The organism is Flavobacterium sp. UGB4466 (genome assembly GCF_903469665.1).
Classification (GTDB): domain Bacteria; phylum Bacteroidota; class Bacteroidia; order Flavobacteriales; family Flavobacteriaceae; genus Flavobacterium; species Flavobacterium lipolyticum.
In genome coordinates this window covers 146441-162624 of sequence record NZ_CAGKLC010000001.1, presented here as the reverse complement: position 1 = coordinate 162624, position 16184 = coordinate 146441, and the positions used below count along the sequence as shown (strand labels likewise).

The following is a 16184-nucleotide window of genomic DNA, read 5'->3' as shown; positions in this document are numbered from 1 at the left end:
ATGAAAAAACATATATTACAACTAACAAAATATGCGCTAGGCTTGCTTCTAATGCTTACCGTAACTAACTGTGCTGACGATGAACTTTTCAGAGAAACAAACACCAACCCTGAAGGCTTTCAAACCATTGAACCTTACACTCAGATAACCGGAATACAAGCCGGTTTATCCGGTGGCTGGTTTGAGCAATGGAGAGCCAACCTTATATATGGAGAAGGTTTTATTCAACATCTTGGCGGATCATGGAGCGTCGCCAACTATGGCTCTTTTTATATTTCTAACAGAGAATATCAAGACGCTCTTTGGTTTTCAAACTATGGAGGCGGAATCGTGCGAAACTTAACAGATGTTCTGGAAAGAACAAAAGGAAAACCAGAATACACCAACTTAAATGCTGTTGCAAAAACACTGAAAGTTATGGTATATCAACGCTTAACCGATTTGTATGGAGATGTTCCCTATTCTGAAGCAGGCTTTGGCGATTTGCAGAAAATTTTCTATCCGAAATACGACAGTCAGAAAGACATTTATACCGATTTTTTTAAAGTACTAGACGAAGCACAAAGTCAATTACAATCTGGAACTGATGCAATAAAAGGAGATCTCTTTTACGAAGGCAATGTCTCGAAGTGGAAAAAAATGATCAATTCCTTACGATTACGCATTGCTATGAGAATTTCAAAAGTAGACCCGGCATTAGCGAAAGAACAAATCAAAAAAGCGGTTACCAATGGCATCTTTACAAGCAACGACGACAACTGCTACATGAAACACGACTCCACCCTTCCGGAAACAGTTGGTGCTTTTAACAATGGAAACGGACTTTCTCAAGCCTTAAAGGGTTCCGGAGGCGTATACGATCATCCTACCATCACAATATTAAATATCCTAAAAGATGATCCAAGAAAAAACATATGGTTCAGAGTAAATCCGAAAGGCGTTTACGAAGGCATTAATCCGAATGATTACAGATGGGACCACAAACCTGATAGTGACGCTTTATCAACCATTCAACCTTATTTATACGAAAACAGTGCCCCATATCTGCATCTTACTTATTCAGAAACACAATTACTTCTGGCAGAAGCTTCTTTCAGAGGACTCCACCCGGGCGACACAAAAGATTATTACAAAAAAGGAATCGAAGCCGGTATCAGACAATGGGTTATTTTTAAAGACGCCAGCATTATCAACAACAATGCTATTACTTCTTTTCTTGCTACTAAAAGTCTTACCCCTGGAAAAGAATTGGAAGAAATTGCCACACAACAATGGCTCACTTTATTCTTAAACGGAATGGAAGCTTATAGCAATTACAGAAGAACAAACTTCCCCGTGATGATAAAAATTACTCGTGCAGACTCTGAAACCCGAGGTATTATGCCTACAAGAATACCCTATCCGGTGGAAGAATCGACCAACAACCGAGAAAACTTTTTGGCCGCCAGTGCCAAATACAACAACAACAGCTGGCTGGCTAAAGTTTGGTGGGATGTAGATTAAACCGCTAAACCCTAACCCAACACCACTCCTTTCATGTTGATCCTAATACCATTCGTAATTTATATTGAATTATGAATGGTATTTTTTTAGGCTTTTCCGATCAAAAACAAGCAAAATCACCCGTTCATACCCTTCTAAAAATACGAATTTTAAGATTAAAACGAATTCTTTCCCTAAAAACTCATTCTGCAAAATTTTCTCAGAACACCTTTAGAAACCTCATTTCTTTTGGATTATAAAAACACTTCAGAAAAAAATATTGCAAAAAAAATGCACTTTATGCAAAAAAAATGCAAATGAATAAAAATTATCTATATATTTGATCGCCAATAAAAACCAAAATAAAACATGAAAACCAAAGTATTATGAAAGCAAAGCTAATTTCATTAGTATTTATTGGGGGAGTAATCTTCTCAGTAAATGCAAAAGAGACTGCAATTAAAACGCACCTCTTTGAACAAAAAAGCAGTCAGATTGAAATTTCGGGCCAGGTCATTGGTCAGGACGATGGAATGCCAATTGCCGGAGCTACTATTTATGCTAAAAGCAATTCGAAAACAGCTACTATAACCGATGAAACAGGAAAATTTAAACTAAATGTTCCGGAAAATGAAACTCACATCATCATTTCTTACATGGGCTATGGAACTTTAGAGTATAAACTAGATAAGGTCACAGATGTAGTAATAAGTTTAAAACCTGCCGAAAATGTACTGGAGCAGGTATTAGTAACCGCATTAGGGGTTAAAAAAAGTAACAAAGCAGTTGCCTATGCTGTTACCGAATTAAAAGGAACTGAATTCACCAAGGCAAAAGAAACCAATATCACAAACGCTTTAGTAGGTAAAATTGCCGGGGTAAACGTAAGCAGCTCTGCAACAGGCGCAAACGGATCAACCAGGGTGATCATTCGTGGAAATGGTTCCCTAAACGGAAACAACCAGCCCATGTATGTGGTAAACGACTTACCAATTGACAATACACAACTCAATCTGCCTGGAACCGGAAACGGAGCAGGCTCACCAAGAATGAACGTCGATAGAGGTGACGGTACCTCAGTTATCAATCCCGATGACATTAAAAGCATCACGGTATTAAAAGGAGGAACTGCAGCTGCTCTTTATGGAGCAAATGCTGCCAATGGTGTAATTCTTATTCAAACCAAAAGAGGAGGCGCACAAAAGGGTATCGGTGTAGAACTCAATTCCTCTTATACTTTTGAAACCCCGGCTGTGATCCCGGACTGGCAGTACGAGTACGGAGCCGGAGATGCAGGACAAAAACCATTAACGAAAGAAAAAGCTATAGAATTTGGTCGCTGGTCGTGGGGAGCAAAAATAGACGGAACTGATGTTATTCAATTTGACGGAGTAAAAAGACCTTATGTTGCTCAAAAAAACAACATCAAAAACTTCTACGAAACCGGAACAACATTTATCAATTCGATCGCACTTTCAGGAGGAAACGAAAAAGCCTCAGGACGTCTTTCCTTCTCTAATACAGACAACCAGTCTATTGTACCAAATTCTGATTTCAACCGTAAAAGTGTCAACATTGCCAGCAATGTAAACTTAACCAATTGGTTAAAATTTGATGTAGTCGCACAATACAATATAGAGAAATCAAACAACAGAATTACGGTTTCCGATGCAGAAGCCAACCCGAACTGGGCCACCTATCTGCTTGCTAACACTTTAGACATTAGAAATCTTTCACCTGGTTATGACGAAAACGGTAAAGAAATAGCATGGAATCCTGTTCCGGTTGCAACAAACCCTTACTTCACCATCAATAAAATCAAAAACAGGGACACTAAAAATCGTTTCCTTGGAATGTTAAACGTAAAATTAAACTTTACACCCGAACTATTTCTTCAGGGAAGAATTGGACAGGATTACACAGATTACGATTACTTTGGATACATTCCAAAGACAAGCTTAAACAATCCAATTGGATACGCACAAGGTTCCCGCGTAAAGCTGTCAAACCTGAACTCAGAAGCTATACTAAACTATACCAAAAAGAACTTGTATAAAGATTTTTCTCTGAATGCATTACTTGGAGTAAACTCCCGTACAACCTTACGCGATGAAGTAAGCCTTGAGGGTTCAAATTTTGTCCTTGATGATTTTTTCGCTCCAACCAATTTTACTACTTTATCGTATACTTATCCTTATGGAAAAACAAAAACAAACTCTGTTTATGCTTCCGCAGATCTGGATTACAAAAATGTAATTTTCCTAAACGTTACAGGACGTCAGGATTGGTTTTCAACCCTATCTAAAGAAAACAATAAAGTGTTCTACCCCTCCATAGGAACAAGTATCATTCTTTCTGATATTGTAAAAATGCCGGAGTGGATTTCATTTACAAAACTGAGATCTTCATGGGCCCAGGTTGGAGGTGCTACACCAGATCCATACGCCCTAAATCGATCGTATTCAATGGTTCAGGGAGGACACAAAAACCAACATGTACAAGTCCCTACAGGAACAAGAGTACCAAATCCTACATTAAGCCCCTTAACTTCAACAACCTTTGAAATTGGAACCGATATGGGCTTCTTTAACAATCGTTTGAATGTTGACTTTGCCTGGTACAACCGTGCTACCACAAATGACATTGTGCAAACGACCATTTCAAATGCATCAGGTGCAAATACGGCTTTGCTAAACATTGGAAAAATGAGAAATAAAGGAGTCGAATTATTAATTAGCAGTAAAATCATAAACAATAGTAATTTCTCCTGGGACGCAAGTATTAACGGAGCCTATAACAAAAATACCGTTGAAGCACTTACAGATCAATTAAACTCGATTACGATGGCAATTTCTGTAAACGATTATGCCCTTATTACGAGTGACGTAGGACGCCCTTACAGCACTATTAAAGGGTATAAACCGCTTAAAGATGCAAACGGAAATACTGTTTACAATGTAAGTGGCAATACCGCAACCGTAGCAAGAGGTCCGCTTCAGGAGCTGGGACAGGGTGTTCATCCTTGGACAGCAGGACTTAATAATGAATTTAAATACAAAAACATATCTTTAAGCTTCCTGATCGACGGTAAATTTGGTGGTAGTTTATACTCCGGAACTGATTTATATGGAACCCGTATGGGATTAACCAAATTAACACTTGAAGGTCGTGAAAACGGCTTACCAATTAAGGGTGTTGATACTAAAGGAAATCCGGTAGATATGGTAATTGCTCCTAAAGACCTTAGAAATTATTATGATGGTCTAAAAAACATTTCATCAGAATTTGTCTACGACGCAAGCTTTATAAAACTAAGACAAGTTATTATTGGATATCAATTCCCTATTGAAAAAATAAGCAGTTTATCAAAACTTCAAAGTATATCCATTTCTTTCATAGCAAGAAACTTATTCATTCTTTACAAAAAGACTCCAAACGTAGACCCGGAATCTGTATTTAGTGCCGGAAATGCTCAGGGTATAGAACAATTTGGAGTTCCGAGAACCAGAAGTTTCGGTTTAAATTTAAATGTTAAATTTTAAACACCCCCTATCCCTAATTTTTAAACTAAAAGACATGAAAAAGATAACCCTATTATACATTTCAGGCATACTGTTGGGTTGCATGACAGCGTGCACCAAAGATTTTGAAGAAATTAACACTAATCCCAATGCCGTTGAAAAACCAAATCCTAATTTTATTTTCAGCAGAGCTCAAATTGACGGCCTAGCTAATAATTATTTTTTCACTAACATGCTTGAATGTGGCGGAATGCTGCAACATTATGCTACTTACAAAGAAGTCTCCGGAGTGGGTGATAAATACTTAGATGGAGAAAAATACTATTCCGGTTACTTTAATCAGGCATACCCAACAGCATTAAATGAAACTGAAATCGTAATTAATGCCGTAAAAGATACGCCGAACGACAGCAACAAACTTAATATCGCCCGAATCTGGAAAGTTTTTTTATATCATAAAATTACAGATTTGTACGGAAGTATTCCCTACTCTCAAGCAGTACAGGCATACACTACAAATCTACTTCTTCCAAAATATGACTCGCAGGAATTCATCTATAAAGATTTATTAAAAGAGCTTGATGAAGCTGCGACTGCACTGGATCCAGCGAAACCGAGTTTCGGTACTGCTGATTTTATCTATAACGGAAATGTTGCCAAATGGAAGAAATTCTCTTACTCCCTAATGCTTCGCTTAGGCTTGCGTTTAACTAAAGCGGATCCCGCTTTATCAAAAACCTGGGTTACCAAAGCCATTGCAGGCGGAGTAATCGTTAATGGAGCAGACAATGCCATCATGAACTATACCGACGGCCCAAATAACTTCAACAGAAACCCCGTTGCTTTTGACTCAAGAACCGGAGATTATGCAAGCGGATCATACGGTCAAGCTAATACTGAGGGAGGCAAACTAGCCAAAACTTTCATTGACTTATTAAAAACTACTGCTGACCCGCGAATCAGTGTTTACGCCGGAGTTTGGCAAGGAACTATACAAAATACTAACCCGGCCGTGCAGAAAGGTTTCCCAAATGGAACCACAACAGCATTAGCACCATTAGAGCAAGCCACTTATTCTGAGCCAAATCAAAATACCATTTTAAGATTCGATGCTCCGCTGGTATTAATAAGCAATGCCGAAACTAATTTATATCTGGCCGAAGCTGCTGCAAGAGGATGGTACACCGCCGAAACTGATAAGGACTTATATGAAAAAGGAGTGAAAGCATCTTTCCTAAATATGGGAATTTATGGAACATCCTACGCCATTACAGATGCAACTCCTTATTTAACGGCTAATCCTTATAACGCAACAGGGACTTTTGAAGCCAAAATGAATCAAATTCATACCCAGGTTTATGTAGCTTTATTTGTGGACGAACAGGAAATTTATGCCAATTGGAGAAGAACCGGATACCCTGTTTTAACTCCCGTAAATTTCCCTGGAAATGTAACAAATGGCACAATACCAAGGCGTCTTAGATATCCAACCAGTGAATATTCAGTAAATACAACTAACTTAGCAGAAGCGGTTAAACAACAAGGACCTGATACTTTTACTACAAGAATCTGGTGGGATAAACAATAAAAATCCATTGCTATAATTAATTTAAACACATAGAGACATAGATCCTGCAATCCTAAAAAGATGTTTCACTTGCATTTACACATATCCCGATGCATCGGGACTATGTTTTAAAAGCTAACTTTTTTTGTTATTCTTTTATGAAGTAAAAAAATCTATGTTTCTATGTGTTAAATCAATTTTTTACGAATTACACTCTGCGGAGTTACTAATACAACAGATAAATGAGCATTTTAATTCTTACGGCATGCATTGCGTTTCTAATCGTCCAGATCGCCTGGTTTAAAATCAATCCGTTTATTGCCTTTATCATAACAGCTTTACTAGCAGGCCTTTTTTTAGGCCTGCCAATAAATACTTTATCACAAACTGTACAAAAAGGTTTGGGCGAAATGTTAGGATCTATTACGCTGATTATTGTTTTCGGAACCTGTATTGGTAAACTTACCGTTTCATCAGGCGCCGCCAATGTTATTGCCAAAACGGTTATGGGATGGACGGGTAAAAAATACGTTCGCCTTGGCTTAATGATTACCGGATTTATTGTTGGGATACCTCTATTTTATAGTGTTGGTTTTGTTTTGTTAGTACCCTTAATCTTCTCAGTAGCCCATCAATTTAAGCTGTCAAAAGTATATCTGGGTATTCCAATGCTGGCGTCGCTTTCAGTAGCACACGGTTTCTTACCCCCACATCCGTCTCCAATGGCTTTAAGCAGTATTTTTAATGCCGATCTTGGACTCGTTTTAGTTTATGGAATTATCATCGCCATACCAACCATTTTTATTGCAGGTCTATTGTTTTCGAATTTACTCAAAAACATCAAAACCGAATCGGATCACGAAATCTTAAACGTTGAAGAAGTTGCAAACGAAGGCAAACTTCCAAGCTTTTCATTGAGTCTGTTCTCTGCTTTATTTCCGGTTTTTGGATTAACAGTGACTTCGATAGCACCTATGATTTCTAAAAATGAAACTCTGGCTGATATCTGCAAAACAATTGGAGAACCAAGCATGATTATGCTGATCTCTTTACTGATCTGTACTTACACTTTAGGCATCAGAATGAACCGCAGCATTACCTCAGTAATGGAGGACTATGCCGTTGCGATCAAAGATGTTGCCTTAATCGTTTTAATTGTTGGAGGGGCCGGCGGTCTGAAAGAAGTCATGATTGTAAGCGGTGTAAACGAAACCATCGTTACAGCTTTAACACAAATCAACATTCATCCTTATTTATTGGCATGGATGATGGCAGCGATCATTCGTGTTTGCGTAGGTTCAGCAACAGCGGCCGGACTAATGACCGCCACGGTTCTATTGCCTTTATTGCAAACTGCCGGACTTGACCCTAACCTATTAGTACTGTCTGTTGGAGCAGGAAGTTTAATGTGCTCTCACGTAAACGACCCAAGCTTTTGGATGTTCAAAGAATATTTTAACATCAGCCTGAAAGATACTTTCAAATCATGGACCGTTATGGAATCCTTAGTATCCGTTTTAGGAATCATTTTCATTTTTATTTTAAACACTATAATACATTAATATCATGAATTTATTACCACAAGAAAAATTTGAAACCCTTGGATTGTCCCTTCCTCCGGCGCCTCAGCCTCTAGGAATATACAAGCCCTATTTAGTTGATGGTAAATATTTATACCTTTCAGGTCACGGGCCTGTAAGAGACGACAAATCCTTAATCATTGGCCGAATTGGTGATGACATGGACATCGAAGAAGGAAAATTAGCCGCAAGGCAAGTCGGATTAACCATGCTTTCTACAATTGTAACCAATTTTGGAAGCCTGAACAAAGTAAAAAAAGTTATAAAAGTACTCGGAATGGTAAACTGCAATGGCGAGTTCTTAAGACATCCATACGTTATAAACGGCTGCAGTGAATTATTTGCCGAAGTATGGGGACCCGAAAACGGAATTGGAGTACGAAGCGCCGTAGGAATGGGCTCTTTACCGGACAATATTCCCGTTGAAGTAGAAGCCGTTTTCGAATTATATTAAAAAGTTATGTCACAGATTTTAATGATTAAATTGATTTTTTTGTTTGCAACGAATTTCACGAATTAGCACGAATTAATTTTTCACGCACTGATTTGCGAAAATTAGTGAAATTCGTGGCGAAAGAATTAAACACATAGAAACATAGATTTTTTTACTTCATTGAGAATAACAAAAAAACTCGTTTTCGCACATAGCTGTGTGTATTAATGCAAGTGAAACGCCTATTACAAGGTTTCAAAAACTATGCTTCTATGTGTTAAAAAAATAATCGCTAAGTTTATAAATCAATATAATCCCGACAACTATCGGGAGTGGCAAAAAAACAAAAAACATGAATACAAATACCTCACAAACAAAAATCGCAACTTTCGGTGAATTATTACTCCGGATGAATGTTGCCAACGGAAATCGATTTACACAAGCCAACGAAATAAAAATTTACGTGGGCGGTGCCGAAGCAAATGTTTGTGTTTTACTTTCCCAACTCGGAATACCCACCGACTACATTACCCGATTACCTCAAAACGACTTAGCACAATTGGCTGTAAACGAACTTCAGAAATACAAAGTAAACACCTCGAAATGTGTTTACGGTGGAGACCGTTTAGGTTTATACTTTGTCGAGGCCGGAAATCAGATCCGACAGTCGCAAGTCATTTACGACCGAAGCAATTCGTCCTTTGCGACCATACAAAAAGATCAGATTAACTGGGATTTAGCTTTGGCCGATGTAACCCATTTTCATTGGTCCGGAATAAGTCCGGGAGTTTCGCATGAAGCCTCTCTGGTCTGTAAAGAAGCCATTCTCGCGGCACATCAAAAAGGACTACCTATTTCTTCTGACTTTAACTATCGCTCCAAATTATGGCAATACGGAAAACATCCGTCAGAAGTCATGCCTGATTTACTTCAATACAGCACCATTACGGTTGCCGATTTAGATGCGATTGAAATTTATTTCGGAATCAAAACTGACGCACGAGAATCTGATGCCGACCGTTTTCAAAAAACATACGAATTGTTAAAAGTAAAAATGCCTTTTCTGCAAACACTCGCCATGAGTTTCAGAAAGTCTGACGGACCGGCGCATTTATACAAAGGGTTATTGCTTCATGAAGGCAATTTCTATCAAACACCCGAACACAAAATACAGGTCGTAACAGACCAAATAGGTTCCGGAGATGCCTTCAACGCAGGATTATTATACGGACTGACTCATAAATTATCCGGTCAGGATTGTATCGAGTGGGCAACTGCCTGCGGCGTCATCAAACAAAGTATTCACGGAGATTTTGCCATAAGCACTCCTGACGAAGTAAATCATTTTATTAAAAATGGCTCAAGTAACAGAATTAACAGATAAAACAAAAACATGTACAGCATATTAAAAACGCAAGGTGTACTTCCGTTAGTGACACAAATCAACATTGAAACAGCCCAAATAGTCTTGCAATCGGCGGCTGATGCTGGCATAAAAATTATCGAGTTTGCCGCTCGTGCAACTGATGCTAAAGAAGTTTTTAGCCAAATGATCCATTTTAAAAAAGCAAATAATTTAGAGGTTAAGATAGCCGTTGGATCTATATTAAGCGTTCAGGATGCCGAAACCTTTCATCAGTTAGGAGCAGATTGCATTGTTTGTCCACATACTGATCCGGAAATTGGGAACTATTGTTTCAAAAACAACATTTACTGGATTCCCGGAGCCGCGACCTTAAATGAAATACTTCATGCCAATAAATTAGGTGCTGAAATTGTAAAACTTTTTCCGGCCGATAAAATTGGTGGTCCCGGATATGTAAAAGCCATCAGAGCCCCTTTCCCAAACTTAAAAATAATGCCAACCGGCGGAGTAACCTTAGAAGAAAGCAACCTGAAATCATGGTTCAAATCAGGAGTAGTTTGCGTTGGAATTGGTTCTAATTTATTCACAAAAGAAATGATGCTTGATTTAAGTTATGAGCAGTCACTTAAGGCTTTTCAGAATTTAATTGAAGTTGTCAAAAAAACAAGAAACTAAGTTATGCAAAACAATTGGTGGAAAATTAGCTCCGAAATCCGTGTAGATACCCCATTTTTGGCCGTTTACGAAGATCGCATTCAGACCAACATTGAACGTTTGATAGAATCTGTGAACGGTGATACTCAAAAATTAAGACCACACATCAAAACCCATAAAATTGGGGAGATTCTGGACTTGTTTAAAACCTATAATATCAACAAAGTTAAATGCGCCACAATTGCCGAAGCAGAACTTGCTGCCATACACGAAATTGAAGACGTGCTTCTCGCCTATCAGCCTGTAGGCAATAAAAAAGAGCGATGGATTTCCTTACTTAAAAAATATCCTGCTACCGCTTTTTCGACCATTGTTGACAATTACGAATCGGCAAAAGCACTGGATATCGCGGCACATAAAAACAACCTAAAACTTACCCTTTACCTGGATCTGAACTCCGGAATGAACAGAACCGGAATTTCAATTTCTAAAAACTGGGAAGCCCTGATTGATGAAATCATCAAACTCAAAAATATTCATTTTGCAGGTATTCACCTGTATGATGGTCATCTGAAAGGAGATGTTGAACATCGAAATTCGGTTGCCTCAAATATCTTCTTTAGCATCAACGAAGAAATTGAAACTATACAGAAAAAACTGGGTTATGAATTAAAAATTGTAGCAGGAGGATCTAACACCTTTCCTTTTTATGCCACGCAGAAAAATGTAGAATGCAGTCCGGGAACTTTTGTCTTCTGGGATTCCAACTATCAAATTAACTTACCGGAGCAACATTTCGAACCTGCTTTAGCAATCGTTGGAACCATCATCTCAAAACCAACCGATACTACTTTTTGTATCGACATTGGGTACAAAGCGGTCGCTTCTGAAAATCCTATCGATAAAAGACTGGTCATTTTAAATGACAACGACCTGATCCCAATTTCACATTCTGAAGAGCATCTGGTCATCGAAAATCGCGGTAAAAACAACTATGCGATTGGTGATACTATTTATGCGCAGCCCTACCACGTTTGTCCCACTTGCGCATTATACGATTCCGTTCAGGTAGTCAATAGCGAACAGCAGATTTGTGATCAGTGGCTTGTGGTTGCGAGAAATCGGAAAATTAATATCTAGTGAAGAAAATAGAACCAAGAGAATAGAGAAAAGGAAAAAGACCATAGACCTTGTAGAAAACCTCAGAACCTTAGAACCTTAAAATACTATGTTTATAATAGATGCCCATTTAGACCTTAGCATGAATGCGATGGAATGGAACAGAGACCTACGAAACGATGTTGCCACTTTACGCCATTTAGAAAAAGGCATGACAGACAAACCCGATCGTGAACGTGCCACTGTTTCTTTTCCTGATTTGCGAAAAGGGAATATCGGAATTGTAGTTGCCACTCAAATTGCACGATTTGTAAAACCCGACAGTCTTATTCCCGGCTGGAACTCTCCTGAGCAGGCATGGGCACAAACACAAGGGCAGCTCGCCTGGTACAAAGCCATGGAAGAAGCCGGAGAAATAACTCCTATTACAGACAAAAAATCACTACTGAAACAGATTGATTTATGGAATGACGGAACGCCAAATGATAAAAAACCGATTGGTTATATTTTAAGTTTAGAAGGTGCCGATTCTATTATCGATATTTCTTACTTGGAAAAAGCACATCAATACGGATTACGTGCTATCGGACCCGCACATTACGGTCCTGGCCGATACGCAAACGGAACAGATGCCACCGGAAAAATGCAGCAAAACGGAATTGATTTACTCAAAGAAATGGAACGTCTGAACATTATTCTGGATGCCACTCATTTATGTGATGATGCTTTCTGGCAGGCATTAGACCACTACAACGGACCAGTCTGGGCAAGCCACAACAATTGCCGAAGTCTGGTAGATCACAACCGGCAATACAGCGACGAAATGATCAAGGCTTTGATTTCACGAGGAGCCGTTATTGGAGGAGCTTTAGACGCTTGGATGCTCGTTCCGAATTGGGAAAGAGGAGTTTCAACCCCACAGGGAACTAACTGCAATCTTGAAACTGTTTTCAGACACATGGATCACATCTGTCAATTGGCCGGAAATGCCAATCATATAGGAGTAGGTTCTGATCTTGATGGTGCTTTTGGTACAGAGCAATCTCCGTACGATTTAAACACTATTGCCGATTTGCAGAAACTAGTTCTGATCTTTAAAAATCATGGCTATTCAGATGAAGATTTAAATAAAATTTTTCATCAAAACTGGATCAACTTTTTACTAAAAAACTGGGATTAAACAAAAACTAAACTGGGAACTGCCTTCTTATACGACTGTAGTTTTTCGTGATCGGGGTCTACTTCCGTCACCACGTAATCAACCTCGGATAAGTTGGCAATTTTCATTTTTAGAACTGTATCCAGTTTTTCAGAAATCGTAAGAATGGCTGTTTTTTCAGAAGCCTGAATCATCGCTTTTTTGACCTGAACTGTTTCCCAGTCCGAATCTGAAAAGCCGCCTTCGATGTCTAAGGCATTGGTTCCTAATATTAACAAATCGACTTTAATATTTGCCAGCTGATTGTAAACATCACCGCTCACACACATTTGGCTGTACGACGAAATGCTGCCGCCAATCATGATAATTTTAACATTGGGTTTGTCCAGAAGTTCAACCGCCGATAAAACGGTAACGGTAAAAATCGTCAGGTTTAAAGTGTCGGGAATCAATCGGATAAACTCTCTGATGGTTGTTCCACCACCAAGTAATAAAACCATACCATCACGAAGTAAACCTAAAGTTTTCTGTGCAATGGTTTGTTTTGCTTCTCCTGCATAAGTTTGATTGGAAGAAGAATGGTGATAGGCTTTTGTCATCGCACCACCTTTCACTTTAATCAATAAGGACTCTGATTCAAGTTCATTAATATCTCGTCTCACAGTATCTTCTGAAACAAATAATTTAGCCGAAAGGGTTTCAAAACTTACACGAGTGTGCAGGTTAATCTCTTTTAAAATAAGATTTTTACGTTCTTCCTTGGTGTAATTAACCACTTCATTATCATTATTCATGCATGTTCAATTTTAGTAAAGCAAATGTAAACAATTAATGCAATATTATTGCGAAACAAATTAGAATACAGTGTAATAATAACGTTAATTCATCTATTATAAAGACTTTTAAACACAAATAGCATTTGCAAAAAAAATGCAAATCACCCAACAAACCTTACATTTGTTTAACAAACCCAAAAAGTAATCATGCGAAAAAATATTTTTATTCTTTTACTATTTTGTTATTCTTTTGGAAGTGCCCAGACTTCCTTAAATAATAATTCGATCATTCCGGCTCCTAATTTCTACAAAGCCACCGGAGACAGTATTCGTTTAAATGGGCAAATTAAAGTGCTTTTTGAGAAAAATAAATTCAGTGTTAAAGAACAAAAAACAGCAAAGCTGTTGGAGTCTGCTATAAATGCTAACACCTCAAAGAAAAAAAGCACTATCGATGTTTTATTCCTAACACAAAATCCTGCTTCCTCTCTAAAAAAAGAAGGATATAAAATTGCAATCACTCCTAAAAAAATAACCGTTACCGGAAGTGAAGAAGGATTGTTTTATGCAGTTCAGAGTTTATTGCAAATGCTTCCGAACAAACCTAAAAGTCAGGAAATAAAACTTCCTTGTGTGACGATAGAGGATGAACCGAGATACGATTACCGAGGCCTGCATTTAGACGTTTGCCGTCACTTTTTTTCTGTTGATGTTATAAAAGATTTTATCGCTCAGATGTCCAGTTATAAATTAAATAATTTCCATTGGCATTTAACGGACGATCAGGGCTGGAGAATTGAAATCAAAAAATACCCGAAGCTAACCGAAGTAGGCTCGAAAAGAGCCCAGACTCTCGTAGGAAATAAGTTCGAGAGATTCCCTTATTTTTTTGACGGAAATCCTTACGGAGGCTTTTATACTCAGGAAGAAATCAAGGACGTGGTAAAATTTGCTGAAGAACATTATGTCAATGTAATCCCCGAAATCGAAATGCCGGGACATGCCACTGCAGCCGTTACCGCTTATCCAAATTTATCCTGTTTTCCGGATCGCCTTTATAAAGTTATTGAATACTGGGGAGTGTTTGAAGATATCTTCTGTGCCGGAAAAGAAGAAACCTTTACTTTTCTGGAAGATGTCTTAACCGAAGTCATGGCGTTATTCCCTAGCAAATACATTCACATTGGTGGTGACGAATGCCCAAAAGCCAGATGGAAAGAATGTCCAAACTGTCAAAAAAAGATCAAAGAATTAGGATTGAAAAACGAACACGAATTACAAACTTATCTTACCACCAGAATCGAAAAATTCCTGAACAACAATGGAAGACAAATTCTCGGTTGGGACGAAATGCTCGAAGGCGGCCTGACTCCAAATGCAGCAGTAATGTCCTGGCGCGGAGAATCGGGCGGAATTGCCGCAGCCAAACAAAAGCATTTTGTCATCATGAATCCGGAGCACATTTTGTATCTGGATTACAATCAGGCGTATTCTCCAAATGAACCTTTAACGGTGGGAAGATTAGTCACAGTCGAAAAAATGTACAACTACAACCCGACTCCAGTTGACAGTTTAACGATTGACGAACAAAAATACATCATGGGCGTACAGTCCAATTTATGGTCGGAATATTTAACGAGTCCGGCCAAACTAAATTATCAGCTTTATCCCCGAATGTTTGCTTTAGCAGAGATAGCCTGGACAGCCCCACAAAATAAAAATTACGATAATTTTGTTCTGAATCGCATGCCGCATCATTTAGAAAAACTGGAACTACAGAAAAGATTATACAAAGTACCAACACCGTTTGGAGCAAATGAAACTGCTGTCATTACATCAGAATATCTTTTGAATCTCCAACCCACTATTAAAAATGGACAAATTTTCTATACCATCGACGGCTATAATCCGGATGAAACGGCAGAACTTTATACCAAACCTGTCGCGATACACGTTCCAAAAGGAGAATTCAGAACCGTAAAAACCGTTCAGATTAGCCCAAGCGGAAGAAAAAGTTCAATCAACAAAATTATACTCCGAAATCCTGATTTAAAACCTGCATTAGCTGTAAAACCAACCAAACAAGGTTTGAAATACGAGTATTTTGTCGGAACCTTATTTCAGCAGGTTCAGGATTTAGAATTAGTAAAACCAGTGAACTCGGGAATTTTTGAAGGCACCATAAGCAGCGAAAAATGGAAAACGAAAAAAGAGCGTTATATTGGCTTAAAATTCGACGGATATATCTACATTCCGGAAACTGCAAATTATACCTTTTCAACGCTCTCAGACGACGGATCGAAGCTTTTTATTGACAATGAACTGATCGTGAATAACGATGGAATACATTGGCTCAACGAAGCCTACGGAGTCGTGAAACTCGAAAAAGGTTTCCACAAATTCAATATCAGTTATTTTGACCAGATTGGCGGAACTACTTTAAATTGTTTTATCCAACCCGAAGGAAAAGAAAAACAGGAAATCAGCGCTTCGCAATTCTATTACGAGTAAAAGCACAAAAGAGATA

Annotated in this window: 11 protein-coding genes; 10 read left to right on the top strand and 1 reads right to left on the bottom strand. The window is 38.4% G+C overall.

The genetic code is table 11. The features are described 5' to 3' along the window. The 9 genes from JO950_RS00670 to JO950_RS00630 all read left to right on the top strand — a co-directional run bounded on the left by JO950_RS00670 (nt 1) and on the right by JO950_RS00630 (nt 12902). On the top strand, nt 1-1503 hold the full coding sequence (locus tag JO950_RS00670; RefSeq protein ID WP_202700598.1) for a SusD/RagB family nutrient-binding outer membrane lipoprotein: 1503 nt from the start codon (nt 1-3) through the stop codon (nt 1501-1503). Nucleotides 1504-1868: 365 nt separating this feature from the next. Next, a complete protein-coding gene (locus JO950_RS00665) occupies nt 1869-5024 on the top strand; it encodes a SusC/RagA family TonB-linked outer membrane protein (RefSeq protein WP_202700597.1) in 3156 nt (1051 codons plus the stop codon). Nucleotides 5025-5058: 34 nt separating this feature from the next. Further along, on the top strand, nt 5059-6591 hold the full coding sequence (locus JO950_RS00660) for a SusD/RagB family nutrient-binding outer membrane lipoprotein (RefSeq protein ID WP_202700596.1): 1533 nt from the start codon (nt 5059-5061) through the stop codon (nt 6589-6591). Nucleotides 6592-6812: 221 nt separating this feature from the next. Further along, entirely contained in the window at nt 6813-8132 is a 1320-nt protein-coding gene (locus tag JO950_RS00655) for a GntP family permease (RefSeq protein WP_202700595.1), read from the top strand. A gap of 4 nt (nt 8133-8136) precedes the next feature. Beyond that, nucleotides 8137-8604, top strand: a complete 468-nt coding sequence (locus JO950_RS00650; RefSeq protein WP_017497717.1) for a RidA family protein — start codon at nt 8137-8139, stop codon at nt 8602-8604. A gap of 331 nt (nt 8605-8935) precedes the next feature. Then, a complete protein-coding gene (locus JO950_RS00645) occupies nt 8936-9967 on the top strand; it encodes a sugar kinase (protein WP_202700594.1) in 1032 nt (343 codons plus the stop codon). A gap of 9 nt (nt 9968-9976) precedes the next feature. Next, complete coding sequence (locus JO950_RS00640; protein ID WP_202700593.1) at nt 9977-10624, top strand: bifunctional 4-hydroxy-2-oxoglutarate aldolase/2-dehydro-3-deoxy-phosphogluconate aldolase; 648 nt, start codon at nt 9977-9979, stop codon at nt 10622-10624. 3 nt (nt 10625-10627) lie between these two features. Next, nucleotides 10628-11743 carry a D-TA family PLP-dependent enzyme gene (locus JO950_RS00635; protein WP_202700592.1) on the top strand — a complete coding sequence of 372 codons (1116 nt, stop codon included), beginning with the start codon at nt 10628-10630 and terminating at the stop codon, nt 11741-11743. 88 nt (nt 11744-11831) lie between these two features. Then, nucleotides 11832-12902 (top strand): dipeptidase, encoded by a 1071-nt coding sequence (locus JO950_RS00630; protein ID WP_202700591.1) that lies wholly within the window; start codon nt 11832-11834, stop codon nt 12900-12902. On the opposite strand, the gene JO950_RS00625 is transcribed toward JO950_RS00630, so the two are convergent. Further along, nucleotides 12899-13675 carry a DeoR/GlpR family DNA-binding transcription regulator gene (locus JO950_RS00625; RefSeq protein WP_202700590.1) on the bottom strand — a complete coding sequence of 259 codons (777 nt, stop codon included), beginning with the start codon at nt 13673-13675 and terminating at the stop codon, nt 12899-12901. The genes JO950_RS00630 and JO950_RS00625 overlap by 4 nt on opposite strands. Nucleotides 13676-13864: 189 nt before the next feature. Between JO950_RS00625 and JO950_RS00620 the strand changes: the two genes are divergently transcribed. Further along, nucleotides 13865-16168 (top strand): family 20 glycosylhydrolase, encoded by a 2304-nt coding sequence (locus JO950_RS00620; RefSeq protein ID WP_202700589.1) that lies wholly within the window; start codon nt 13865-13867, stop codon nt 16166-16168. Nucleotides 16169-16184 lie beyond the last annotated feature (16 nt).